At 67.9% G+C, this 26,465-nt stretch carries 16 protein-coding genes; 7 read left to right on the top strand and 9 right to left on the bottom strand.

Annotation, left to right across the window (positions count from 1 at the left end):
* The first annotated feature begins 362 nt into the window (after window positions 1-362).
* The 7 genes from ACTOWK_RS20410 to ACTOWK_RS20380 all read left to right on the top strand — a co-directional run bounded on the left by ACTOWK_RS20410 (window position 363) and on the right by ACTOWK_RS20380 (window position 11,472).
* Window positions 363-608, top strand: coding sequence for a hypothetical protein (locus ACTOWK_RS20410; RefSeq protein WP_441331922.1), 246 nt, complete (start codon window positions 363-365; stop codon window positions 606-608).
* Window positions 609-1,049: 441 nt separating this feature from the next.
* Window positions 1,050-1,673, top strand: a complete 624-nt coding sequence (gene bacA, locus ACTOWK_RS20405) for a biofilm formation regulator BacA (RefSeq protein WP_031372820.1) — start codon at window positions 1,050-1,052, stop codon at window positions 1,671-1,673.
* On the top strand, window positions 1,673-2,380 hold the full coding sequence (locus ACTOWK_RS20400) for a PspA/IM30 family protein (RefSeq protein WP_441331921.1): 708 nt from the start codon (window positions 1,673-1,675) through the stop codon (window positions 2,378-2,380). The genes bacA and ACTOWK_RS20400 overlap by 1 nt, the downstream gene beginning before the upstream one ends.
* Before the next feature lie 52 nt (window positions 2,381-2,432).
* On the top strand, window positions 2,433-3,140 hold the full coding sequence (locus ACTOWK_RS20395) for a hypothetical protein (protein ID WP_441331920.1): 708 nt from the start codon (window positions 2,433-2,435) through the stop codon (window positions 3,138-3,140).
* 54 nt (window positions 3,141-3,194) lie between these two features.
* Entirely contained in the window at window positions 3,195-5,258 is a 2,064-nt protein-coding gene (locus tag ACTOWK_RS20390) for a hypothetical protein (protein ID WP_441331919.1), read from the top strand.
* Between the two features lie 121 nt (window positions 5,259-5,379).
* Window positions 5,380-10,752 carry a DNA repair ATPase gene (locus tag ACTOWK_RS20385; protein WP_441331918.1) on the top strand — a complete coding sequence of 1,791 codons (5,373 nt, stop codon included), beginning with the start codon at window positions 5,380-5,382 and terminating at the stop codon, window positions 10,750-10,752.
* Window positions 10,753-10,767: 15 nt separating this feature from the next.
* Window positions 10,768-11,472 carry a phospholipase D-like domain-containing protein gene (locus ACTOWK_RS20380; protein WP_441331917.1) on the top strand — a complete coding sequence of 235 codons (705 nt, stop codon included), beginning with the start codon at window positions 10,768-10,770 and terminating at the stop codon, window positions 11,470-11,472.
* A gap of 30 nt (window positions 11,473-11,502) precedes the next feature.
* Here ACTOWK_RS20380 and ACTOWK_RS20375 read toward each other — a convergent pair whose 3' ends face one another.
* The 9 genes from ACTOWK_RS20375 to ACTOWK_RS20335 all read right to left on the bottom strand — a co-directional run bounded on the left by ACTOWK_RS20375 (window position 11,503) and on the right by ACTOWK_RS20335 (window position 26,369).
* The gene (locus tag ACTOWK_RS20375; protein ID WP_441331916.1) at window positions 11,503-12,714 is read right to left on the bottom strand and encodes a CaiB/BaiF CoA transferase family protein; all 1,212 of its coding nucleotides are present in this window, start codon (window positions 12,712-12,714) and stop codon (window positions 11,503-11,505) included.
* Between the two features lie 144 nt (window positions 12,715-12,858).
* Window positions 12,859-14,754, bottom strand: a complete 1,896-nt coding sequence (locus ACTOWK_RS20370; protein ID WP_441331915.1) for a glycoside hydrolase family 127 protein — start codon at window positions 14,752-14,754, stop codon at window positions 12,859-12,861.
* Window positions 14,751-16,940, bottom strand: coding sequence for a formylglycine-generating enzyme family protein (locus tag ACTOWK_RS20365; protein ID WP_441331914.1), 2,190 nt, complete (start codon window positions 16,938-16,940; stop codon window positions 14,751-14,753). Before ACTOWK_RS20365 ends, ACTOWK_RS20370 begins: the two co-directional genes overlap by 4 nt.
* The gene (locus tag ACTOWK_RS20360; RefSeq protein ID WP_441331913.1) at window positions 16,937-17,908 is read right to left on the bottom strand and encodes a ribokinase; all 972 of its coding nucleotides are present in this window, start codon (window positions 17,906-17,908) and stop codon (window positions 16,937-16,939) included. Before ACTOWK_RS20360 ends, ACTOWK_RS20365 begins: the two co-directional genes overlap by 4 nt.
* Window positions 17,905-19,302: a serine hydrolase domain-containing protein gene (locus ACTOWK_RS20355; protein ID WP_441331912.1), complete on the bottom strand. Its 1,398-nt coding sequence runs from the start codon at window positions 19,300-19,302 to the stop codon at window positions 17,905-17,907. Before ACTOWK_RS20355 ends, ACTOWK_RS20360 begins: the two co-directional genes overlap by 4 nt.
* 131 nt (window positions 19,303-19,433) lie before the next feature.
* A complete protein-coding gene (locus ACTOWK_RS20350; protein ID WP_441331911.1) occupies window positions 19,434-21,713 on the bottom strand; it encodes a TonB-dependent receptor in 2,280 nt (759 codons plus the stop codon).
* A 309-nt stretch (window positions 21,714-22,022) separates the two neighbouring features.
* On the bottom strand, window positions 22,023-22,901 hold the full coding sequence (locus ACTOWK_RS20345) for a LysR family transcriptional regulator (RefSeq protein ID WP_223621537.1): 879 nt from the start codon (window positions 22,899-22,901) through the stop codon (window positions 22,023-22,025).
* Window positions 22,902-22,986: 85 nt separating this feature from the next.
* Entirely contained in the window at window positions 22,987-25,518 is a 2,532-nt protein-coding gene (locus tag ACTOWK_RS20340; RefSeq protein ID WP_441331910.1) for a sodium:solute symporter, read from the bottom strand.
* Window positions 25,515-26,369, bottom strand: coding sequence for an HpcH/HpaI aldolase/citrate lyase family protein (locus ACTOWK_RS20335; RefSeq protein WP_441331909.1), 855 nt, complete (start codon window positions 26,367-26,369; stop codon window positions 25,515-25,517). Before ACTOWK_RS20335 ends, ACTOWK_RS20340 begins: the two co-directional genes overlap by 4 nt.
* Between the last annotated feature and the right edge of the window lie 96 nt (window positions 26,370-26,465).

The raw sequence follows: 26,465 nt of genomic DNA, 5'->3' as shown, positions 1-26,465 counted from the left end.
CCAAAGAAAAGGGCTCTCCTTGCAAGGGCACAGGCCACGAGTGCGATGCCCGCGCCGGGATTTTCCGATAAGACGTCCCTGTCTTATCGGAAAACGCCGCACGTCCTGTGCGGCGCCCTCCGGGTCTACTGTTGACCGGTAGAGCAGCAAGGCAGATCAAAATCACGGCAACGGCAACGGCAACGGCAACGGCAACGGCAACGGCAACGGCAAAGGCAAAGGCAACGACAAAGGCAACGGCGCGGGCCGGGCCTCGATGGTCGCTACCGCGTAGCCCGGGCTTGCTATAGTCGACTCCATCACGCGTCCCGCCGGACCGGCGTCGCGTTCAGGACTTCATCCACCGCAACGGAGTTGCCGCCATGGCCCAGCCCAAGAGCCACCTCGAGATCGCCCTCGCGTCGATCCCGGTATTCACCAACGACGGCACGCTCGACGTCGCCGAACTGCAGAAGCTGCTCGATCTGGCGCTGCGCGATCAGGCCATCTACGACGATGAAAAGCGCGTGCTCGACAATATCTTCAAGCAGGCCGAACTCGGCACGCTCGATGCCGAGGTGAAGCGCCGCATCGACGAAGCGCGCAAGCAGCACGGTATTTCCGCCTGAGACGGTCCGCGTCGCGATCCGGTCGGCAACGGCCGGGTCGTGCGTGCGGGGCGATCGTGTCTGTCGGCATCCTTTGATTGGGGGCTCGGGACTCGGGACTCGGGACTCGCGGTTGGTGTCGTTCGTCCGCGGGACTGGCCTCGGTTTCGTCGTAGTCGGCTTGGCGTGGTCGCGGCTTGCGCCGCTCCTACCCCTAGAGCGGCTCCAGGGTAGGAGCGGCGCAAGCCGCGACCGCGAATTGCCCGATTACGACGCCGCTAGCGGTACCCCGTCATCAGGGTCGTGGGGCAGGCTTCGCCGGAGCGTTCGTCATCCCGGGTCGCAGCATAAGTTATTGAAATAAAAGGTGTGCACCGCTTGCTTGGCCGCCTCCCCGCCGTTCGTCGGCATATCACATGTCATGCTTGTCAGTGTCACATGTGATGACTTATCGTGAATGACATGGAACGTCGATCCTCTGCCTATTACCAGCGCAAACACCGCGAGCGGTTACGCGAGAAGGGGCTGGTCAAGAAGGAGCTGTGGGTGCTGCCGGAATTTTCCGAAGAGCTCATGGCGGTGGAACGGCGGATGCGGCAGCCGCGCGGTGCGGTGTCGGGGCGAGGACGCGCGGAGGGCGCGATGAGCGATGGCAAGGTCTGGACGGCCGCGGGTTTGTACGACGCGCTGTCGCAGGACGAGGAATTCATCTACGGCGATTCGCAGATCGAGCTGATCGACGGCGCCGAACCCAGCCTGCATCTGGTCATGGCCGAATACGGCGACCTGCCGTTGTTCGTGGCCGTGGTCGGCGAGCAAATCGTGGTCGAAGCGCTGCTATGGCCGGTCGCGCACGTGCGCGACGCCTCGGCGTTCAACGAAGAAGTGCTGCGCACCCACAAGGTGTTCCCGCTGTCGACGATCGGTATCGAAACCCTCGCCGACGGCGAGGCGGTGTACATGATGTTCGGCGCGCTCAGCGCGGCTTCGTCGCTGTCGAACGTGCTCTACGAGATCGAGACCCTCGCCGACAACGTGATCAAGGCGACCGAGGCCTACGAAACGCAGTTGCTGGAGGTGGCCTGATGTCGATGTCCGACCCGAACATCTGGAGCAAGCTGCTGACCTCGATACGCGGCGGTGCGCGCGAGCTCGGCGAGGCCTGGGTCGACAGTCAGGCGCTGCGCATCCTCGACCAGGAAATCCGCGATTGCGACCTGGAACTGCGTCGTTCGCGCGAATCGCTGGCCGAATTGATCGCGCGCCATTCGCTGGCGCAGCGGCGCCTGAGCGATTCCAGCGACAAGGTCGCCGAATACGAAACCTATGCGATCAAGGCGCTGGAATCCGGCGACGAGTCGCTGGCGCGCGAAGTCGCCGACAAGATCGTGCTGCTCGAATCCGGCCGCGGCGACGACGAGCGCCACGTGCAGCAGCTCGCGCTCAGCGCGACCGAGCTGCGCAAGGCCATCGCCATGGCCGAAGGCAACATCCGCCGGCTCAAGCAACAACTGGACACGGTCAAGGCCACCGAGAGCATGCAGCGCGCGCAGGCTGCGGTCGCGCATCGCTACGCCGGGCCGCAGAACCGCTTGCAGACGGCGGTCGACTCGTTGGCGCGGATCAAGCAGAAGCAGGCCGAGCGCGGTGCGCGCATGGAGGCAGCGACCGAATTGGCGCGCCAGGACGGCGGCGACGCGCTGGAACGCAAGCTACGCGAGGCCGGCATCATCGCCGACGACGCCGGCGCCGAAGCGGTATTGCTGAGGTTGCGACAGAAACTGCCGGGCTGACCGGCTTCATGGAGGCGCCGCAGGGAACGCGGCACGCGGGAAGGGAGGGGTGATGATCGAGTTCTTGCAGATCGTATTTTCGTTTCCAACGGCGTTCTACTCCGTCCTGTTGGGCGTGGTGGTCGGCTATTGGCTGTTGTCGGCGCTCGGCCTGGTCGGCATGGACGTCGCCGACGGTCTGTTCGGCCACGGCCACTTCGGCGGCGACGCTCATGGCCACGGCCCGGCGCACGGCCATACCCTCGGCGATCAATCGCTGGCCGACGGCGCCCACCACCATCAAAGCGTGTTCGATCCGCTGATGCGTCTGGGGCTGGGCGGCATACCGGTCACGGTCGTGCTCAGCGTGCTGGTCGCCACGGCTTGGGCGCTGACTTATCTGGCCGATCTGTATCTGCTGCGCCTGCTGCCGGGCGGCAGCCTGCGCTTCATCGCCGACCTGGTCGCGCTGGTGGTCGCCTTCGTCCTGGCGATTCCGGTCGCCGCGTTCGCGTTGCGCCCGGTGCGGCGCCTGCTGCGCAAGATGCAACCCGAGCCGCCGCGGCCGTTGCTGGGCCAGACCGCGGTGATCCGCAGTCCGGCCGTGACCCGGGTCACCGGCACCGCGGCCATCGAGGACGGCGGCGCCGGCCTGATCCTGCAGATCCGCGACGAAGGCGGCGAACGTTTCAAACGCGGGGACCGCGTGGTGTTGATCGAGTACCTCGCCGACCAGAACGCTTATCGCGTGGTCAGCGAAGACGAATTCCGCGGCGCCTGACCCTCGTCGGTCGCCGCCATCCGTATCGAAGTCGAGTCATAGGGAGATGCAAAGATGAATTTTCCGTCGGGTATTTTCATGGTCCTGACCCTGGTGGGTCTGGGCATTCTGGTCGTGTTCGTCCTGCTGATGATGTTCAAGGCCTTCTACATCAAGGTCCCGCAGGGTACGGCGCTGATCGTCAACGACATGTCGGCCATGCCCAAGGTGCATTTCACCGGCGCGCTGGTGTATCCGGTGATCTACAAGAAGGAGTTCATGAAGATCTCCCTGATCACCCTGGAAGTCGATCGCCGGGCGAAAGACGGGCTGATCTGCAAAGACAATATGCGCGCCGACATCACCGTGGCGTTCTACCTGCGCGTCAACGAGACCCAGCAGGACGTGTTGAAGGTCGCCAAGTCGATCGGCGTGGACCGCGCCTCCGACCGCACCGCGGTCAATGAGCTGTTCAACGCCAAGTTCTCCGAAGCGCTGAAGACGGTCGGCAAGCAGATCGACTTCGTCAAGCTGTTCGAGAACCGCCAGGAGTTCCGCGACCGCATCGTCGAGGTGATCGGCAACGACCTCAACGGCTACGTGCTCGAAGACGTCGCGATCGACTATCTGGAACAGACCCCGAAGTCCTCGCTCGACCCGACCAACATCCTCGACGCCGAGGGCATCCGCAAGATCACCGAGCTGACCGCGGCGCAAAATGTGATCACCAACGAGCTCGAACGGAACGAGCAGCTGGCGATCACCAAGAAGAACGTCGAGACCCGCGAAGCCATGCTCGCGCTGGAACGCCAGCAGGCCGACGCCGAGGCGCGGCAGAAACGCGAGATCCAGACCATCCAGGCGCGCGAGCAGGCCGAGACCGCCAAGGTGCAGGAAGAAGAGCGGCTGAAGTCCGAGCAGGCGCGCATTTCGGTGCAGGAGCAGCTCGACATCCGCGAGCAGAACCGCCAGCGCGAAGTCGAAGTGGCCCAGCAGAACCGCCAGCGCGCGGTGGTGATCGAAGTCGAGAAGGTGACCCGCGCCAAGGACCTGGAAATCGTCTCGCGCGAACGCGAGGTCGAGCTGAACCGGATCGAGAAGGAAAAGGCGCTGGAAGAACAGCGCAAGGAAATCGCCAACGTCATCCGCGAGCGGATCGCGGTCGAGAAGACCGTGGCCCAGGAAGAAGAGCGCATCAAGGAAGTGCGCGCGGTGTCCGAGGCCGATCGCGCCAAGCAGGTCACTGTGCTGAACGCGCAGGCCGCGGCCGAGGAAGAGCTGGTGCGCCAGGTCAAGCAGGCCGAGGCTAACGAGACCGCGTCCAAGCACCGCGCCGGCGAGATGACGGTGCTGGCGCAGGCCGAGCTGGAAGCGGCCGGCAAGCAGTCCGAAGCCAAGAAGAAGCTGGCCGAAGGCATCGAGGCCGAGCGCGCCGCGCCCGGCCTGGCCGATGCGCGGGTGCGCGAAGTCACCGCCGCGGCGAGCGAGAAGGAAGGCATGGCCAAGGCGCGCGTGATCGCCGAGACCCTGACCGCGGAAGCCCGCGGCGAGCAGGAGAAGGGCCTGGCGCAGGCGCGCGTGATCGAAGCGCAGGCCGACGCCAAGCAGAAGCAGGGCCTGTCCGACGCCAAGGTGCTGGAAGAGAACCTGTTCGCGCAGGCGCGCGGCGACGAGCAGCTGGGTGCGGCCAAGGCCAAGGCGACCCGGGACCTGGGCCTGTCGGAAGCCGAAGTGCTGCTGCAGAAGTTCAAGTCCGAGGCCGAAGGTCTGTCGCAGAAGTTCGGAGCGCTGGATTCGCTCAGCGACCAGGCCCGCTCGCACGAGGAGTTCCGCATGCAGCTGGAGAAGAACTTCGAGCAGGCGATCGCTTCGATCGAGGCCAACAAGGAAGTCGCCAAGGAACAGGCCGATGTGCTGGCCGCGGCGCTCAGCAAGGCCAACATCGACATCGTCGGCGGCGAAGGCGAGTTCTTCAATTCCTTCGCCAAGGCGCTGTCGGTCGGCAAGGCGATCGAGGGTGTGGCCGGCAAGAGCCCGATCGTGCAGGACGTGCTGCAGCGTTTGCTGGCCAAGTCGGACGGCAAGTCCGACGGCAGGGGCGAAGGCAAGGCCTCCAGCGAGACCGTGCTGGACTCCTGACCGCTCGCGGCCGGAACCCAGCAGCACGGACCAAGGAACGCGCCGCCGCCATCGGCGGCGCATGGCAGCACGCCGATGGCGCGGCTTAGCGCGCGGCCGGCAGGATCGTTAGGACGGACACATGGCGGACACCAAGCCGGGCACGGCCACGGGCGAGAACGCGAACGACGGCGGCGCCAACAGCGCTGCGGCGAATCAAGCCGTCGACCAGGCCGTCGCCCAGGGCGGCGCTTATGAGGTATTGAGCAAGCGTCTGGCCGAACAGGGCCAGCGCCTGCGCGACATCGCCCAGGGTCTGAACCAGCAGCGCCTCGACGAATTCGGCAGCAGCCAGATGGAGGTGGTCGGGCGCTTCCGCCTGCGCACCGAGAACAACTGCGTCGCCCGCGACATCGTCCAGGTCGGCGACTGCCTGGTGTTCGGCTACAACGTCTTCCTCGGGCTCAAGAAGGAGACCCGGGTCGAGGACGTGTTCGCGCTGTACAAGCTGGTGCAGGGGCCGGAGGGCTACGACGTCACCCCGGTCGAGCTCAAGGGCAGCTTCCTCGGCATCGACAGTTTCGCCCAGGATTTCCGCGAGCTGTACGCGTATTACAAGAACACCCGCCTGATCCAGTTGATCGTGCGCGACGGCAAGTTGCTCGCGGCGTTCCAGATCGGCGAGCGCATCACCGACCTGCGCGTGTTCCGCTGGGCGATCGCGCCGGGCGGCGAAGTGACCTACATCGACAACCGCGGCGAGCGCGACATCGCCCTGCCGGCGCCGTTCGATTTCGAATGGACCCGCGCCACCCGAGAGAGGGTAGTCAACGGCCGCCACCCGCATCTGAACATTCTCGACAGCGTGTTCGTCGAGACGGTCAACGGCGACCTCACGGTCAAGATCGAGAACAACACCGAGGACGGGCAGGGCATCTACCGCGAGCCCGTCGTCGACAAGACCCAGTCGCTCGACGACGCCCAAGTCGACTACGCCCGCGTCGGCAGCCTGATCCTGCTGAAGATCCTGCCGTATCGCGAAGAGCAGTGGCGCTACCTCGTCTTCAACACCCTGACCCGCAAGGTCGTGCGCCTGGACGAGATCGGCCTGGCCTGCATCCAGTTGCCCGAAGACCACGGCATCATCTTCCCGGGCGGCTATTACCTGCAGAACGGCGAGCACAAGCGCTTCGACCAGTCGATGGACGGCATGCGCTTCAAGCGCACGATCCGCTCGCCCAACGGCGAGGACGTGCTGTACCTGTTCTACGAGCCCGAACAGGGCCGCACCGCCATGTTCACCTACAACATGATCGAGCGGCGCCTGCAGACGCCGATCTTCGGTCACGGCTATGCGCGCCTGGAAGACGGGCGCATGGTGATCTTCGCCACCGAAAGCGACGAGCCGACCCGCGTCCATCCGATGCAGGTCTGGCAGACGCCGTACTACAGCGACGAGTTCGCGGCACGGCAGCCGGCCGGCAACAGCTTCATGGGCAAGATCGGCAATGCCGAGCTGGTTCGCGGCGTGTCGGAGCTGATGAGCCTGTCGCGCGAGATCGAGGCCACCGAGGTTTCGGCGCAGCGTTACGGCCTGCTGGCGCAGAACACCCGCCGTTTGTTCGACGCCCATCATTGGCTGTCCGACCCCGCCTGCGCCGGCACCGCGCCGCTGCTGCGCGAGATCGCCGCAACCGCCGAGTCGGTGCTCGACGAGTACGAGAAAGTCGAAGGCATCCGCAGCCAGTCCGAGCGCGCGATGACCGAGGCGCGTACGCGCCAGAAGGCCTTGCTCGACGGCCTGCAGCCGGAGAACTGGGAACGGGTGCAGGAGTTCGTCGACGCCCTCAACGGTTTGACCGCGCAGCGCGGGCATTTGCTGACGATCCGCGATTACCGCTACATCGACGTCGCCGGCATCGACGCGATGGAGCAGGAACTGGTCGCCGCGCACGAGCGCACCGCCGCGGCGACCGGCGCCTTCCTCGCCGGCGACAAGGCCCTGGCGCCGTTGGCCGAGCGTTTGCACGCCCTGGAAGCGCAGGCCCAGCAGGCCGTCAGCGTGGCGCAATTGCTCGAACCGATCGGACAGATGCAGGCGATGTCGGGCGACCTCGACATGCTCTCGGCGCTGATGGCGACGCTGAAAGTCGACGACGCCACCCAGCGCACCCGCATCGTCGAGTCGATCTCGGAGATCTACGCCAAGCTCAACCAAGCCAAGGCGCGCGCCGAACAGCGCCGCAAGGGCCTGGGTTCGAGCGAGTCGGTGGCCCAGTTCGGCGCCCAATTCACCCTGTTTGGGCAGAGCATCGCCAGCGCGCTGTCGCTGGCCCAGGACCCCGAGCGTGCCGACGAGCAGTTGTCGCGGCTGATGGTGCAGCTGGAAGAACTGGAAAGTCAGTTCGGCGAGCACGAGGCCTTCCTCGGGGACATCCTGTCCAAGCGCGAGGAACTGCTCGAAACCTTCGAGGCGCACAAGCAGACCCTGCTCGACGATCGCCAGCGCAAGGCGCAGGCGGTCATGGATGCGGCCACCCGCATCCTCGACGGGCTGGGCCGGCGCACCGCGCGCTTCGCCGGCAGCGACGAACTCAACGCCTTCTTCGCCAGCGACCCGCTGATCCTCAAGCTGCGCGAACTGGCCGAGCGCCTGCGCACGCTCAAGGACAGCGTCAAGGCCGACGACATCGAGGCGCGGCTCAAGGGCGCGCGCGACCAGGCGGTGCGCGCGCTGCGCGACCGCAGCGAGTTGTTCGAAGACGGCGGCAACGTCATCAAATTGGGGCCGCGCCACCGCTTCAGCGTCAACACCCAGGAACTCGACCTGACCCTGTTGCCGCGCGGCGACGTGCTCAACCTGCACCTGACCGGCACCGACTTCTTCGAGCCGCTGCGCAACCCCGAACTCGATGCCGCGCGCGATTACTGGGGCGTGTCGATGGATTCGGAATCGCCGCAGCTGTATCGCGGCGAGTACCTGGCCGGCCTGGTGATCGAGGCGGCCAGCGCGAATCGCGACGGCCTCAGCCTGGATCTGCTGCGCCAGCAACTGGCGCAGCCGGAGCTGCTGGCGCGCAGCGTGCGCGACTTCGCCGCGCCGCGCTATCGCGAAGGCTATGAGAAAGGCATCCACGACCACGACGCCAGCCTGATCCTGCAGGCGCTGCTGCCGCTGCGCGACAGCGCCGGCAGCCTCGGCTTCGAGCCGGCCGCGCGCGCCTGGGCGGCGTTGTTCTGGTCGCAGGTCGCCGAGCACGCCGACGCCCGCCAATGGCCGGAACGCGCGCGCACTGCGCGCGACATCCAGCAGTTGTTCGCCAGCGCCGCGGGCCTGGAATCGTTGCGGACCGAGATCGCCGCGGCGATGACCGCCTTCGCCCAGCAGCACACCCTGGCGATCGATCCGGCGCTGACCCCGCGCGCAGCCGAATACCTGGTGCTGGAGTTGTCCGCCGAGCACCCGCAGTTCGTGTTCAGCAAGTACGCGCAACAACTGTTGCAGGCGCTGCGCGAGAAACTCACTGCGGCGCGGATGTGGGACGGCTTCATCCAGGCCCTCGACGGCCTCGGCGACCGCGTCGCCGCGCGTTGGGCCTTGGCGATGAACTGGGTCGAGGCGCTGACGCGTTCGCCCGAACTCGCCCCGATTACGGCCTATGCCGCCGAAGCGGCGACCTTGTTGCTGCTCGACGAGCGCTTCCCGAAGAAGGTCACCGAGGTCGACCTGAGCGCGCCGGTGCAGGGCTTGCTCGGCGAGCATCCGCGCCTCGTCGAAGGCCGCATCACTTTGGCGATCGACGACTGGTCGGCGCGCCTGCGCCACCACCGCGAGACCTTCGTCCCCGGCTTCCAGCGCTATCAGGCCTTGCGCCAGGAGATCGTCGGCCGCGAGCGCCATGCCCTGCGCCTGGACGAGTTCAAGCCGCGTCCGCTGACCTCGTTCGTGCGCAACAAGCTCATCAACGACGTGTACCTGTCGGTGATCGGCGACAACCTCGCCAAGCAGATGGGTACGGTCGGCGAAAGCAAGCGCAGCGACCTGATGGGCCTGCTGATGATGATCTCGCCGCCGGGCTACGGCAAAACCACCTTGATGGAGTACGTGGCGCACCGGCTCGGCCTGATCTTCATGAAGATCAACGGCCCGGCCTTGGGCCACGAAGTGCGCTCGCTCGACCCGGAGCAGGCGCCCGACGCAACCTCGCGCCAGGAACTCGACAAGCTCAACCTGGCTCTGGAGATGGGCAACAACGTGATGCTGTATGTCGACGACATCCAGCACACCCATCCCGAGTTCCTGCAGAAATTCATTTCCCTGTGCGACGGCACCCGTCGCATCGAAGGTGTGTGGAAGGGCCGCACCCGCACTTACGACATGCGCGGCAAGAAGTTCTGCGTGGTCATGGCCGGCAACCCCTACACCGAGTCCGGCGAGGTCTTCAAGATCCCGGACATGCTCGCCAACCGCGCCGACATCTACAACCTCGGCGACGTGCTCGGCGGCATGGAAGCCTCGTTCGTGCTCAGCTACATCGAGAACAGCCTGACCTCGAACCCGGTGCTGGCGCCGCTGGCGACGCGCGAAATGGCCGACCTGTATCGTTTCGTCGACAAGGCCCAGGGCAAGGCATTCTCCGCCGATGAACTCAGTCATGCCTACAGCGGCGCGGAGATCAACGAGATCGTCGCGACCCTGGAACGGCTGGTGAAAGTGCGCGACGTGGTCTACCGGGTCAACCAGCAGTACATCGCCAGCGCCGCCCAGGCCGAGAGCTACCGCACCGAGCCGCCGTTCAAGCTGCAGGGCAGCTATCGCAACATGAACAAGCTCGCCGAGAAAATCTCGCCGGTGATGAACGAGGCCGAGCTGCAGCAGCTGATCGGCGATCACTACCTCGGTGAGGCGCAACTGCTGACCAGCGGCGCCGAAGAGAACCTGCTCAAGCTCGGCGAGATGCGCGGCACCCTCGACGAGGCGCAGACCGCGCGTTGGGCTCAGATCAAGCGCGATTTCCAGCGCAACAAGGCGATGGGCGCGGGCGATGCAGATGTCGGCACTCGGGTCGTGGCGCAGCTCAACGACCTGGTCGAGAGCGTGCGCGCGCTCGACCAGTCGGCCAGCCAGGCCGCCGGCCGTGCCGAGCCGGCGCCGTCGGCGCCGTGGCAGGAAATCCTGGCTGCCCTGGAAAAGGTGGCGCAGGCGCAACCGCCGGCGACTCCGACCGCGCCGGCGCCGGACCTGGGCAAGCTGCTCAACGGCCTCGGCTCGTCGCTGCACACCTCGCTGGTGCCGTCGCTGCAGTCCGCGTTCGACCCGTTGGTCAACCACCTGCAGGACAGCAGCGAACGCCAGACCCGCCTCAACGAGGCTCTGGTCGAAATCTTCAAGCGGCTCGGCCAGCGCGACGTCGACGACGCGCCGACGCGCGCGGAAATGACCGAGCAGCAGCGTGAGCTGCAGCGTGCGCTCAATGAATTCGCCGACCGCCTCAACGGTCGCATCCAACGCTAAGGAATGGACAGGGACATGGATTTCGGCCGGCTCGACCAGACCTTGCGCGACAGCATCGCCGACCGCGCGCTCGACAACGACGAGAAATTCGAGTTGCGCGAACTCGGCGCCGGTCTCGGCAGCGAGCGGGTGCGCTATCTGCGCAACCGCGCCTTCGACATGACCCGCGAGCTGATGCTCGGCGAGCCGGTGCATGCCCTCGACGGGCTGCGCTGGCTGGAGCAGGTGATCAAGACCCTCGACGTGGTCGCCGCGCCCGCGGTGGTGTCGAGCGCCTACTTCGCGCCCGGCGATGCCTGCCTGCGCAAACTGCGCGAGCTGTGCCGCGGCGCCAAGCGCAGCGTCGACATCTGCGTGTACACGATCTCCGACGACCGCCTCAGCGAAGAGATCCTCGCCTGCCACCGGCGCGGCATCGCCGTGCGCCTGATCAGCGACAACGACAAGAAGTTCGACGAAGGCAGCGACGTGCTGCGCCTGCGCGAGGCCGGGGTGCCGGTGCGGATCGACGACAGCCCCTTCCACATGCACCACAAATTCTCGCTGTTCGACGGCCGGGTGCTGGCCAACGGCAGCTTCAACTGGACCCGTAGCGCGACCACCAGCAACGAAGAGAACCTGGTGGTGACCGACGACGCCAACCTGGTGCGCTGCTTCGCCGGCCAGTTCGAGGAGCTGTGGCGGAAGTTCGCGCTGGATGCCCAGGCTGCGCCGTACTAGCGCGGGCGCCTGGGCCAAGGCGCACGGCGCTCAGCGTTCGACCGCGCCGCGCCGTTCCCAAGTCACCGTGCCGCGGTCGGCGAGTTCGTCCTTGATCGCCTGAGTGTCCTGGTCGAGCATCGGCGCGGCGAACGGCGCCGGGCCCGGGGTGCGGCCGAACTTGATCGATTGGGCGACGCCGCGGTAGTGGCCGACCTGCGGGTGTTGGATCGGGCCGACGATGCCCTCGGCGAGCACCTGCGGATGCTCGAACATGTCCTCGATGCGCCGCGCCGCGGCGCAGGGCACCTCGTCGCCGAACAGCGCTTCCCATGCCATCGCATCGCGGGCCGCCAGCGCCTGGTGCAGGCGCGGCACGATTTCGGCGACGGCCTGCGCGCGCTTGCGCACGCTGTCGTAGCGCGGGTCGTCGGCGAGTTCGACCAGCCCGGTCTTCTCGCACAGGGATTTCCAGAAGCGCGAGGTATTGGCCGAAATGTAGATGTGGCCGTCGCGGGTCGGGTGGATGCCGGTGACGCCGCCCGAGCGCATGTCGCGGCCGATGTCGAGGCCTTCGCCGTCGGCCCAGATCATCCGCGCCGATTGCATGGTCAGGGCGCTGCGCAACAACGAGACGCCGACGAACTGGCCCAGGCCGCTGCGCTCGCGTTCGTACAGGGCCGAGGCTACGCCGGCGGCGAGCAGGGCGGCGGCGTAGTAGTCGACCACCGAGCCGTAGATGATTTCCGGCGGCCCGCCGCGGCGCCCCTGCAGCGCGCACATGCCGGTCATGGTCTGCAGCACCTGGTCGTAGCCGGCCTTGTCCTTCATCGGACCGGTCTCGCCGTAGCCGCTGACTGCGCAATAGATCAGGCGCGGATTGATCAGCTGCAGGCGCTCGAAATCGATGCCCAGGCGCGGCGGCACGCTCGGGCGGAAGTTGTGCACCAGCACGTCGGCCTCGCGCACCAGACGCAACAGCACGGCGTGGTCGGCGGGACGTTTGAGGTCGAGCACGATGCCGCGCTTGCTGCGGTTGACCCCAAGGAAGGCACGGCTTTCGCTGGCCAGGGTCGAAGGGTACTGGCGCAGGTTGTCGCCATCGGGCGGCTCGATCTTGATCACGTCGGCGCCCTGGTCGGCGAGCAGCGTGCAGCCGTAAGGGCCGGCGATATAGGCGCTGAGATCGAGTACGCGGATGCCGGCGAGCGGCCCGGCCGGAGCCGTGCGGTCGGTCGTCGGGGCGGGGGAAATAGAGTCCATGCGGTGCGCGTCCGAAAGCCTGGAGCCTGATGCCGAGTCGTGATGGCGAGTCACTGTGCGCCAGTCGCGGTCGCGGAAACAGCCTCGCCGCATATGTTCTGGCAGCACAAATTCTTGCTTGGCGGGCGTGGACTGTGCGTGCAGTCACGCTGCGGGCGCGAGCGACATCCAGGTCAGGCGCCAGGCGCCGTCGTTGCGCCCGCCGGCGCAGTAATAAGGGCGGAACACCAGCGGCGCGCGATAGCCCGGGTCCAGTTCGATGCGCGGCACCGGCTCGATCGCGTCCGGCCCCGACCATCGCAGCCAGGCGCTGGGCGGCGTCGACGGCAGGCGCAGGGTTTCTTCGGTCTTGAAGCCGTCGATCAAGCCGCTGGCATACACCAGCGGCCCGCAGGTCACGGCCAGGTACTCGTAATGCAGCACTTCCCGCGCCACTGCGCTGCCGTCGGGCGCGCGCGACTCCTGCACGTTGCGATGGACCGCGGTGTGGGCCTGCGGCGTCATCGGGAACTGCGCATGGACCTCGTCGCCGGCGCTCCACACCCGGTCGATGACGAGGTAACCGCCGACCGCAGGTTCGGTGTCGAGGGCGGCGCCGTTGACCGCGACCCGCGCTTGCGTGGCCCATGAAGGAATGCGCAGCTTGAGTCGAAAGCGGGCAGCGCGCTCGGGATCGATGCGCAGGCGGATCGCGGCGTCGAAGGGGTAGGTGGTGTTCTGTTCGATCGTCACCGGTCCGCACGGCGGCAGTTCGATCCGCGCCGAACCCGGTCCGTACAGGTTGACCGCGATCGCGTCGTCGCCGACCCGCGCATAGGCGACGCCGGGAAGTTCTTCGAGCGCCATCGCGCCGCTGGACTTGCAGCAGCGCCAGTAAGTGGTGTGCACGCGACGGCCGTTGGCGAACACGTAGTAGCACCAGTTCTCGCCGTCGGGCGCTTGCGCGCCGAGCAGGTCGTTATAAGCCGAGCGTTCGATCTCCTCGGCGTAGCGCGCTTCGCCGGTGATCGCGAGCAGCTCGCGGTTCAACTGCATCCAGGCCAGGGTCGAGCACGTTTCGACGTAGGCCTGCGGGCTGAACACCCCGGCCGGGTTGAAGACTTCGCGTGAACGGTGACCGACGCCGCCGCAGGGGCCGCCGCCGAGGCTGAGATGGTGGGCATGGATGCTGCGCCAGACGTTCTCGACCGCGCGACGGTGGTCGCTGTTGCCGGTGGCGCGGTGCAGCTTGGCCAGGCCGACCAGGTTCCAGGCCAGCTGATAGGCCTTGCCGGTCGCGATCTGCGCCGCATCGGTGCCGTCCAGCGCGTGCGAGAGCAGGCGCAGCTCGGGGTGGCGCTCGGCCTGGGCCAGCACAGTCTGCGCGAGTTGCAGATACGCCGGCTCGCCGGTGGCGAAATACAGCTCGACCGCCGGGTCCATCAACACCGTCGCCGACAGGCCGTGGTGATTGCCGAGTTCGGTGATGTCGATGCCGCCGTCGGTGAGACTGTGCAGGCACAGGTCGCCGATGCGCCTGGCCGCATCGAGATAGCGCGGCGCAGGGAAGTGACGATGCACTTCGAGCAGACCGAGGATCAGATAGGCGTGGGTCCAGATGTCCCAGGTGCGCATGCTCGGCGCGCCGTCCCAGCTGAGCGGCTTGGGCGGCTGCTTGCGCATGAAGCGGCGCTCGGGCGCGTAGGTGCCGAGGTAGCCGTCGTCCTCCTGGGTCGAGACCAGGAAGTCGGCAACCCGCAGCAGGCGCGTGCGCAGTTCGGCATCGCCGCTGCGTGCGGCGGCCTTGGCCGCGGCGATCAGCCATTTGCCGGCATGTTCGCCGTACCAGTCGCCTTCGCGGTTGTGCCGGCGTTGCTGCGGGGCGAAGATCGCGATCGCCGGGCTGGTCTCGTCGACGATGAAATGCGAGAGCCGGCCGTGGCGATTGGCGTCGAGCGCCTCGCCGAGCAGGCCGCCGAGGCCGACTGTCGCTTCCTCAAACGGTCCACCGAGGCGGACCTTGTCGTGCGCAGGCCCGTCATGACGCGTGCCCGTACTCATGCGGCATCGGCCACGCAGCGGAAGCCGATGCAACCCGAACGGTCCTTGCTCGGCGCCATCAGCAGGTATTTGCCGTGCTGGTCGAGCCGGTAGGCCTGCGGGAAGTACCAGTGCGAGGTCTGCGGTCGGTAGGCGCTGCCGCCGCGCAGGATCGCCGCGCGGGTGTGCTCGTCGAGGTATTCGTCGCTCCATTGCCAGACGTTGCCGACCAGGTCGAGCACGCCGAACGGACTGGCGCCGGTCGGATGCGCGTCGACATCGTCGGGCGCGCGCAGGCGGCGGCTGCGGTTGGGCACGGGCACCGCATCGTCGCGCCAGTCCTCGCCCCAGGGATAACGGCGGCCGTCGTGGCCTTGCGCGGCGTACTGCCATTCCCACTCGCGCGGCAGGCGTTTGCCGGCCCATTGCGCATAGGCGCGCGCGTCTTCGAGCGCGACCCAGGTTACCGGCTTGCGTTCCCAGCCCGGGCGCGGCGCGCCGTCGACCCAGTCGCGCAGATAATTGTGGCGGTCGCGCGGGGCGTAGCCGCTATCGATGACGAAACGCTGGTACTCGGCGTTGGTCACCGGGGTACGATCGATGAAGAAGCGCGGCAGGCGCATGCGCTTGCGATGGTTGCGGCGCGCGCCGTCTTCCCAGGGGTATTGGACGTCGACGCCTTCCCAGGTCTGGCCTTCGATCTCGATGCCGCCGACGACGAAATCGAACTCGCCGGCCGGGATCTCGACCATGCCCGGCGGCGCCGATGCGACCGCCGCGCCGGCTTCGATCGGTACCAGCCGTTGCGGCAGCGCGCGCCACTGGTTCGAGTAGCGATGCAGCGGCGTCGCCGACAATTCGTTCATGCGGGCGAGGAAGACGTCGAGTCCGTCGATCTCGGCGCCCGGCGCCAGCGCGAGCACGGCGCCGAAGCCGCGGCCTTCGAGTACGAAGTCGAACACCGCGCGGCCGCCGTCGAGCCGCGGTTGCAGGGCGATGCCGTTCCAGACGTCGAAGTAGCGCGCGCCGTCGAGATGATCGACCGCGATCTGTTCGCCGGCGACCTCATACTCGTTGCGATTGACCAGGGTCCACAGCGTGCTGCCGGCCTGCGGGAAGCGGCTGGCGAACACGCCGGCCTGCAGGGTGCGCGCGTACGGGCGCCAGTCGGCGCTGACCAGGTGGGCGGGAAACTGCCTTGCGATCGTGGCGATGCGGCGCAGGGTCTCGGCATCGCGTTCGCCGAGTTGGTTCCACAGGCCCCAGACGTTTTCCCAGGCGTTGTAGCCGATGCCGTTGAAGAAGATGTATTGCAGGTCGTGGTTGCGCTCGCGGCCCCAACGGTTTTCGTAGTTGATCATGTGGCGCGGTTCCAGCCACTTGAACTTGGCTACCGGCGGAATCGTTTCGTTGGGCGCCTTCTTGCCCCAGCTCTGCACGTTCCAGATCAGCGCTTCCTCGGCGCTGATGGTCGACTCCGGCTGCAGCACCACCGGGTGGCCGAGCGTGTCGCAGGCGTCGAAGAACGCGCGCGGCACGCCGTTGTAGGTGTCGCCGTTGACGCCGTCGGCGCCGACCGCTTGCACCAACTGCGCCACCGCTTCCCAGTCCTTGCGGCCGCTGTCGCGGGTGCCCTGGTCCCAGGGCATGGTCGGCAGGAACACGCGCACGCCGCGGCGACGGAAATCGGCGATCGCGCCGCGCAGGCCATCGAGCCCGCCGGGCAGGTCGGCGGCGAGGTCGAACTGGTTGCGGTCGTCGACGCCGATGTTCGGGTACACGTGCCAGATCAGCACGCTGTCGATGCCGCCATAGCGGCGTTCGAGGTCGTCGAGATAACGGTCGACCGTGTAGCGGCCGGCGACCGGATCGTAGAAGTAGCGGTCCTCGGCCATCATCTGGGCATGGACGAAATTGCGCTGCGCCCATTGCAGTTCGGGGCGGCGGTAATGAGCGTCGTCGTAGCCGATGCGGATCAGGTGTTCGCGACGCCAATCGCGCAGCTCGGCGACCCAGTCGTCGAGGGTGGCGTCGACGTCGACCTTCCAATGGCCGATCTCGGCGAACGGCCAGCCCGGCGCCTTGCCCGGCAGCGGCAGATAACGTTGAGTGGTGACGTGCGAGAACTTGTACTCGGTGCGCACGCGCGGACGTTCGTCCTCGCTGGCGGCGTCGGAGTGCTCGGGGGAGTGGGGCGCTGTGGTCATGGGGACGTCGCTAAGCCTGGAGCGGGAGACGTGACGGGTGCCGGCATCGGGTCCGCGGCTTCGGCGAGCCAGCGCTCGACCTCGTCGCAGGCCGGCACGCTGCTCTGCGCGCCGGGGCGGGTGCAGGCCAGGGCCGAGGCGGCGCAGGCGCGGCGCAGCGCGGCGGCGAAGCTCAGGCCACGCGCGAGCGCCGCGACCAGTGTGCCGCAGAACGTGTCGCCGGCGGCGGTGGTATCGACCGCGGCGATCGCGAACGCAGGCTGCTGCAGGTGCGCGCCGCCGATGCGGGCGCGGCAGCCGCGTGCGCCGAGGGTCACCACCACGTCGCAGGCCGGCAGGCGCGCCAGCGCCGCATCGAGATCGTCGCCGGTCGCCGACGCGGACACGCCGCTGAGCACCGCCAGTTCGCCTTGGTTGACGATCAGCAGGTCGATTGCCGCGAGCAAGCCGGCCGGCAACGGCCGCGCCGGCGCCGCGTTCAGCACCACGCGCACACCGGCGGCGCGCGCACGCCGCGCCCAGGCTTCGACTGCGTCGAGCGGCGATTCGAGTTGCAGCAGCAGATGGCTGACGCCGTCCAGATCGGGCAGGTCTTCGTCGCGCAAGGCCTGGTTGGCACCGGGCGCGACGGTGATCGCATTCTCGCCATCGTCGGACACGCAGACGAAGGCGGTGCCGGTGGCGCGGTCGGCGACGCGCACGATCCGGGTGTCGACGCCGGCCTCGCGCAGCGAGCGCTCGATCGGCGCGGCGTGCGCGTCCGCGCCGAGCGCCAACAGCATGCGGGTCGGCGCGCCGCCGGCGCGCGCACAGGCGACGGCCTGGTTGGCGCCCTTGCCGCCCGGGAACAGGGCCAGTTCGCGTCCGAGCACGGTTTCGCCGGGCGCCGGCACATGGCTGGCTCGAACCACGAAATCGAGGTTGGCCGAGCCGGCCACGAGGACACAAGAGGACGGTGCGGTGCTCATCGCGTCGTCTCCGGTTCGGCGGATGCAGGGATCTCCAAGGCAGCAGGGATTTCCAAGGCGGCAGGGATTTTCAAGGCCAGATACACCTGGCGATAGAAATCGCTGCCGATCCGCGGCAGATCCCGGTGTGCCTCGCCGTGCGGCAGATGCTGCAACAAGGCGATGGCGATCAATCGCTGTTGCGGGTCGATGGCGTACGTAGTCGAAGCCGCGCCCGACCAGCCGAACTGCCCGCGCGAGCCGGGGCGTTCGCGTTTGGCCGGATCGATCACGACATAGCCGCCGAAACCGAAACCTTCGCCGTCGCTGTACTGGTTGACCGGCGGATCGAGCATGCCGAGTTGGTTGCGCAGGACCGCCGCGACGGTGTCGGCGCGCAGCAGGCGTGCGGGCGTGGGTTCGGTGGTGCAGTCGCTTGTCCGGAGCGGATCGGACGCAGCGCGCTCGCGAGCATTCGGCGTCGCCGGCACAGCGGCATCGGCGCAGCCGGCGGCGGGCACGGTGGCGATGCGCCCGCCATCGAGCAGCATCTGCGCGAAACGGGCGTAATCGCCGGCGGTCGAGTACAGCCCGCCGGCGCCGCTGGCGTAAGCGTTCAAGCGCACGCCGGGTTCGCGCGCGCTCGGGCCGTCGGCGATTCGCAGCCGACCGTCCTCGCCCATCGCGGTGAGGTCGACCACGCGCTCGCGCTGCGACGGTGGCACGTCGAAGCCGCTGTCGCGCATCGCCAGGGGCACGAAGATGCGTTCGTGCAGGAAGGCATCGAAGCGCTGTCCGGAGACGACCTCGACCACCCGCGCCAGCACCTCCAGTGCGGCGCCGTCGTAACCGAAGCGGGTGCCCGGATCGGCGGCGAGCGGTGCGCGGCTCAGGCGTTCGACGAAATCTTGCAGATCGGCGGCCGCATGCGGGTCGTGGCGCCGCACGATCGCCGTCGCCAGTTCGTCGCCCTCAAGCCCGGCCGCAAACCCGCCGGTGTGGGTGAGCAATTCACGGATGCTGATCTCGCCTGCGGCATCGCGCAGTCGCGGCGCATCGACGTTGCCGCCGACGACGACCTGGGGCCGCGCCAGCTCGGGCAGATGGCGCGACACCGGGTCGTCGAGCCCGATCCGGCCCTGTTCGACCAGCAACATCACCGCGACCGAGGTGACGGTCTTGCTCATCGAATAGATGCGGAAGATCGAATCGCGGCGCATCGGCACGCGGCGGGCCAGGTCGCGATGGCCATAGGCCCGCCAATCGACGATACGTCCGTCGCGCGCGACCAGGCTGACCGCGCCGAGATAGCCGTCGCGGCCGGTGACCGAATGCATGAAGCGGTGCAGTTGCGACAGATCTCCTGAAGGCAGGCCCGCGCGGGCGGCCGCAGCTTCGGTCTTCGGGGTGGCCATGCGCTCGCTCGCGCACGCCGGGCCGATGCACAGGCCGAGCGCAGCGACAAAAAACCACCGCCGCCGGTGCGACGCCGGGAGCGTCGCGCCGGCGGCGGTTCGAGGGTAACCCGGCGATGAGCGCGAACGGTTCAGAACTTGAAGGTGTGAGTGAGCGAGAAGGTGCGGCCGCGGCCGGCCCAGTAGTTCTGGAAGCCGCCGGGCGGCTGCGACCAGCTCAGGATGTATTGCTTGTCGAACAGGTTCTCGATGCCGAGCGAGAACTTGCCGTAGCGTTCGGTCTCGAAGTTCATGCCCAGGTCGAACAAGGTGTAGCCGCGGGTGTTTTCGCGGAAGTTGAAGCGCGCGCCGTCGAAGCCGCGTACGTCGCTGGCGGACAGATCGCGCGAGAACAGGGTGGTGGCGCCGAGGCTGACGTCGCCGTGCGGGTGGTATTTCCAGGTCAGGGTCCAGGCGAACTTGTCGGGGTTGATGTCGAGCACGCCCATCGGCTTGTTCATGCGGCCTGCGCCGTAGCGGCCGGCGGCGTCGGCGGCCCAGAACGAGGTCTTGCCGCGGGTGTGCGAATACACCGCGCTGAAGCGCCAGGCCTCGTTGAAGCGCCAGTCGCCGGACAGCTCGTAGCCCTTGATCCGCACCGGCGCGCGCAGCAGCACGAAATCGTTGGTGGCCGGATCGATCGCCAGCGACTGGCCGTAGTCGGACTTGGAGTCGTAATGCGAAGCGCTCAGCGCGCCGCGTTCGCCGCGCCAGTTGAAACCGAACTCGGTGTTCTCGACCACGATCGCATTGAGGTCGAGCAGGTCGGCGACGCCGATGCGCGGGTCGTTCGGGCAGCCGTCGGGCTGGGTGTCGCCGGGATCGTTGGAGCACTGGATGTTGCGCAGCGGAATGCCGACGTTGGCCAGGGTGAAGCCCTCGCCGTAGGAGCCGAACACCGACCAGCCGTCGCTGATGCGCCAGACCGCGCCGAAGTTGCTCAGGGTTTCCTGGTACTCGAGAGTGCCGCCGTCGACGTGGCGGCGGTCGCGGTACCAGGTGGTGGTGTAGCCGTCGACGTGCAGCTCGCCGTCCTCGCGGCGGAGGCCGCCGCTCAGGGTGACCGGGCCGATGTCCCAGGACAGCTGCGCCCACGGCGCGCGGCTCTTGTACTCCATCGGCGGCACCCACAGCCGGTCGGTCAGCGCCAGCCGTTGCTCGGCGGTGTCCTCGACCAGGTCGAGACCGACCCGCAGCTCCAGGCCGCTGACCGCGAACAGCGAAGGCCGCGCCCAGGAGGTGCGCAGGCCCTTCTTGTCGGTGGCGATTTCGGACTGGTCGTAGATCGAACCGGACGGTCCGATCAACGGGTCCTGTTTGTCGATGGTGTTCTCCGGCAGATAGCGCATCTGCTGGTCGGCCTTGTAGGCGTTGACGGTGAGGGTGCCGCCGAACAGGTCCGAATGGATGTAGGTGAGTTGGTACTGCTTGAAGTCGTTGATCGCGGCCTTCGAGCCGAAGATGTTGCCGCGCTCGGAGGTGTTGGTGCGGGTGGCGCCGCACAGCGCCGCCTCGTCGGGGCGGCAGCCCAGCACCTGCACGTAGTTGGCCTTGCCTTCGACGTTGAAGTGGCTGACCGAACCCTCGATCCGCTGCACGCCGTCCTCGCCGAAGGCGTAACCGGCCTTGAGGAACAGGTTGCGCGACTCGGTATCCGCCAGCGAGCCGCTGGTGTTCATGCCGATGCGGCGGCCGTTGCCGTCGTAGGTGATGCCGCGGTCGAGGAAGGAGGCGCTGGCGAGGAGGTCGAAATTGTCCGCCTTGCGGGCGAAGTTGAAGCCGAGCTTCCAGCCCTCGCTGTCGTCCTCGAACTGGGTGGTGTAGCGCGAGACGACGGTGAACTCGTTGCCTTCCTTGGTCGGGGCGGCCGAGAGGTAGTTGATGATGCCGCCGGCCGCGCCGATGCCTTCGGAGGCGGAAGGGCCGTTGATGACTTCGATGCGGCCGACGATGCCCATGTCGGTGAAGGTGCCGTTGCGGGTGCCCTCGCGCAGCGGCGAGCCCTGCGGCACGCCGTCGAACAAGCGCAGGGCGACGCGGCCGCGCAGGTTTTCGCCGGTGTTGCTCATCGCCTGCGAGGACTCGGCATAGCCCGGCACCGTGCGCGCCAGCACCGCGGTCGCGTCCTCGGTCAGCACCAGGTTGCGCTGCACTTCTTCCTTCGACACCAGGGTGATGGCGCCGGGAATGCGGTCGACCGCCTTCGGGCTGCGGGTGCCGGTCACCACGACGTTGTCGAGATCGACCGCGGTGCGGTCCGACGCGGCGTCGCTTTCGTCGCCGTCCGCCGGAGCCTCCTGCGCGCTGGCGGGGCCGGCGATGGCGGAAAGCAGCAGGATGCTGCTGATCGCGGCGGTGAGTGGCTTGAGCATGTCGTGTCCCGTCCAGGCTGCGGTTGGCGGCGCGCGCCGAAACGGCGCGCGCATGAACCCCGGCGTCGAGCGACGGCGGCGTGGCCGCGTCCTTGTGGCGACGTCCCCGACATCGCATGTCGCCGGAGTGAGTGCGAGCCTATGCGTTCGATTGCGCGCATAGAACCGCCGCGGACTATGTTCAGAGACTAGGATTTGTTGCTTGAGAATCAGGAGTTTCTTGCGGCACTGCAGCATGCGCGGCGAGGCGAGGCCGCATCGATGGCATGCATGCGCGCTTGTGCTGCTCCCGCCTGGAGCATGACGCGATCAGGCCTTGGCCTGCATCGCCTTGCGGCTTTCCTGCAGCAGCACCGTGACCAAGCGCACGCGCACGCTCGAACGCGACCAGACGATGCCGATGCAGCGCTTGGCGGAGGCATCGGGTAGGGCGATGCGCGCGATGTTCAGGCCTTCCGGCCAGGGCCTGGCCCAGTCCGGCACCAGCGATACGCCGAGGCCGCGGTCGACCATCACCGCGATCGCGTTGAGCGCATTGAGCTCGAAGCGTTCGCGCGGCACGATGTTGGCCGCGCGCAGGTACTCGTCGGCCTGGCGGCCGCCCCATTGGTGGCGGTCGTAGCGGATCAGCGGTTCGTTGGCGAGCAGGTCGTGCGGATCGCGCTCGGCCATCGATGCCGGCGCCAGCACGATCAGCGGCTCTTCGCGCAGCAACTGCCATTCGCAGGTCTTCGGCAAGGGGAACGGCGCCTGCAGCACGATCGCCGCATCCAGGTCGCCCTGTTCGACCGCGTGGTAGAGGTCGGCCGAGTAACCGGGCTTGATGAAGACATTGATCTGCGGAAAGGTTTCGACCATGCGCGCGAGCACGTCGGGCAGCATGCCGGCGAGTGCGGTCGGGCAGGCGCCCAGACGCAGCTCGCCGGAGATCTCGCTTTCGTTGGCCACGCTGCGCAGGTCGGCGACGCTGCGCAACAGCTCGCGGCTGCGCGGCAGGATCCGCGCGCCTTCTTCGGTCACGCTGACGGTGCGGCCGACGCGGGCGATCAGCGGTGCGCCGATCTCGCGCTCCAGGGTGCGGATCTGCTGCGCCACCGCGGCCGGGGTGATGCCGAGCACGCGCGCCGCCGCGGCCATGGAACCCTGATCGACGATGGTCACGAAGGTGTTGAGAAATTGGGTTTCCATGACCTCTCGCTGACGTCGTGATGGTCGGGCGAATCGCGCCAAGCCGAGGCAGGCTACACGAGGGCCGAGGAGCCCGCGTATGCCATCAGGGGGAGGCCGGCGCGGCGGCGATCGCGGCAGCCTTGTCGCGGTAGATCGTCAGCCCGTCGAGGGAGCGCGTCGGCGGCGGAAACAGCAGGCTGGCGAGGTAGCCGATGACGATGCACAGCAGGATCGAGATCGCCAGGTAGAAGTAGGGATGGACCAGGCGGAACGACCAGATCGCCAGGGTCAGCACGATGCTCGCGCCGATGCCGATCGCCACGCCGGGCGAATTGGCGCGGCGAGTGAACATGCCCAGGGTGTAGGCGCCGGCGAAACCGCCGCCGAGCAGGCCGGCGAGCTCGATCGACACGTCGAACAGCGAGTGGATGTCGAAGCGCGACAGCAACAGCGCCGCGCCGATGCCGACCAAGCCGACCGCGACGGTGGTGAGTTCGGCGACGAACACGCTCCGCTTGGCGGTGCCGCGCTTGGCCAGCTTCTCGTAGAAATCCACCGAGATCAGGGTCGCGACGCTGTTCATGATCCCCGACAGGGTCGCCATGGCCGCGGCGAAGATGCCGGCGATGATCAGCCCGGTCACGCCGACCGGCAGTTCGGCGGCGATGAACAAGGGGAAGGTGGCGTCGATCGGCAGCAGCGGGTTCATCCGCTCCGGGTGCGCCTTGTAATAGACGAACAGCGCGGTGCCGATCATGTAGAACACGAAACCGCCGGGGATCATGATCGCGGCGAAGGCCCAGATCGAGCGCCCGGCCTCGCGGTCGGACTTGGTCGACAGGGTGCGCTGCATCAGCACCTGGTCCTTCGGGAAGGTCAGCACCACGTCGAACAACACCAGGAACACGAAGCCCCACACCGTGGCCTTGGTCATGTCGAAACTGAAGTCGAACAGATGCATCTTGTCTTCGGCGCGGGCGATGGCGAGGAACTCGCCGAAACCGCCGTGCAATTGCCAGACGATGAAGCCGATGGCGAACACCGCGCCGCCCATCTTGACGATGACCTGGACGAAATCGGTCCAGATCACCGCCTTCATGCCGCCCATCGCGGTGTAGACGATGGTGAAGCCGCCCATCAGCAGCACGCTCCAGAACACGCTGATGCCGGTGATGGTGGCGATGGCGAGCGCCGGCAGGAACAGGATCACGCTCATGCGGCTGCCGATCTGGGTCAGGATGCACAGCGCGCTGGCGAGCATGCGGATCGCCGGATGGAAGCGCGTCTCCAGGTAGGAGAACACCGACATCAGGTCGAGCCGGCGCAGCAGCGGCACGATCCAGATTGCGACGAAGATCAGCCCGAGCACCGCGATCAGGTTATTGGTGAGGTACTGCCAGTTGCTCTCGAAGGCCTTGGCCGGAATGGCGATGAAGCTGATCGAGCTGGTGTTGGCGGCGTACAGGCTGACGCCGGCGGCCCAGAACGGAATGCTGCGGCCGCCGACGAAGAAGTTGGCGGTCGAGTTGCGCTTCTCGCGCAGATAGAAATACAGGCCGATGCCGATCATGCCGGCCAGGTAGACCACGATCACCAACCAGTCGAGCCAGTGCAGCAGCAGCTTGTTGGCCTGGACCTGCGCGGTCGTGAACAGGGTGCGGCGGCCGTCGGCGGAAGGTTGCGTCCACAGCAGGCCGTCGGGCCAGGCGGCGGTAAGCTGCGCGCCGGCCCGCTGTGGGTTGGCTTGCGGTGCGCCGGGCAGTTGCGCGCCCGGCAACGGCGCCCAGGCCTGGGTGATGGTCTGGTAGGTCATCGGCGTGGCGTTCGCCGCGCCCGCGGCGACCACCGGAAACAGCACGTGCGCCTGGCCGAGCGCGCGCCCGGAACCGGCGAGCACTTGCCCCGGCACCGCGCCGGCCTGGCGCCAACCGTGTTCGGCCGACCAGCGCAGCAGACGGTCGGCGCCGCCCTGCGGGTCGGCGACGACGACGAACAGCGAACGCGTCTGCACGGCCAGCGCGCGCGGCGCCGCGGCGCCGGGCCAGATCGCGAGCGCGCTCCAGGCCACGCTCGCATCGGCGAGGCCGTGCTGGAACAAACGCATCGCACCGCCGGCATCGCGTCCGGTCACGAACAAGCTGTCGGCCGACAAGGCGCCGCGCGCCTCCGACAAGGCGGCCGGCAACGGCGGCAACGGCTGCAAACGCAGGCCGTGCGGGTCGACGCGCAACTGCGCGACCGCGGTGGTGTCGGCGGCTGCGGCCGATATGGCGTAAGCGCGGGTACCGTCGCCGATCAGCGCGGCGATCGTGGCCGTGTCGCTGGCGGGGTCGCTCGCGGGCAAGGCGGCCCAGGCGGCGTCGCCGGGCGCGAGACTCCAGGCACCGTCGCGAGCGATGGCGACGGTGCGGCCGTCGAGCGTGGCGACGCCGATTAGCGGCGAGGGCGTGTCGAGCGCGGGCAGGCTGGCGCTGCGCAAGGGCGTCAGCGGTTCCGCGTGCAGCGGCGCGGCCACGATCGTCAGTACCGCGCAGACGGCGAGCAGACGCCGCGCGATGCGTCCGGCGAGCGTGGCGAAGCCGCGTGGCGGGGGCGTGGAGACAGCAGTCGGGCGGTCGATATGCGGCGGGCTCATGTGCGCTCCGCGGCCGCGACCAGGGCCTGGGCGCGCTTGAGGAAGGGCAGGTCGATCATGCGGCCATCGACGACGAATACGCCACGGTCGTCGGCCGGCATCGCCTCGGCCGCGGCCACCACCCGCCGCGCCGCCGCGAGTTCGCTGGGGCTGATCGCGAAGGCGGCATGGGCCAGGGCGATCTGGCGCGGGTGCACGCAGGTCTTGCCGAGGTAACCGAGCCGGTGAGCGGCCTGCGCTTCGGCGCTGAAGCCGGCGGCGTCGTGCAGATCGGCGTAGGCGCCGTCGAGCGCGAACACCCCGGCCTGGGCCGCGGCCATGCGCACGGCGAACATCGCCGCATGCACGTTGGCGCGGTCGCGGCGGTCGATGCCTTCGGCTTCGAACAAATCGCCCAGGCCGAGTTGCAGGCCGGCCACGCGCGGATGCGCGGCGGCGATCTCGGCGGCATGGGCGAGCGCGCGCGGGGTCTCGATATTGACCAGGACTCGTATCGGTTGGGCGGCGGCATCGCCGGCTTGAGCGCGTTCGATCGCCGCGACCGCGGCGCGCACTGCCTGCGCCGATTCGATCTTGGGCAGGTTGATCAGGGCCACCCCGGTGCGCGCCACCGCAGCGACGTCGGCGGCGAAGTGCGTGGAGGCCGGGTCGTTGACGCGCACGATGACGAGCTTGGGCGAGGCCGCCACCGCCGCCGAGGCGACGAAGGCGGCGACCGCGGCGCGCGCAGCGCCCTTGTCGTTCTCGGCGACCGCGTCTTCGAGATCGAACGACAGCGCATCGGCCGGCCCGGCCAGCGCCTTGTCGAACAATTCCGGCCGCGACCCGGGCACGAACAGCTTGCTACGCATGGATCACCGCGGCGGAGTGCGAGTCGTCATGGGGCCTGAGTGTGCGACAAGCGGACCGCGGCAATCGCACAGGGCCGGCATGTTCAAACGATAGCT

Origin of the sequence: Lysobacter sp. CA196, assembly GCF_052078695.1 — a bacterium.
Lineage (GTDB): Bacteria > Pseudomonadota > Gammaproteobacteria > Xanthomonadales > Xanthomonadaceae > Lysobacter.
Note: the sequence above shows the minus strand (reverse complement) of the source record. Positions and strands in the feature narration are given on the sequence as shown.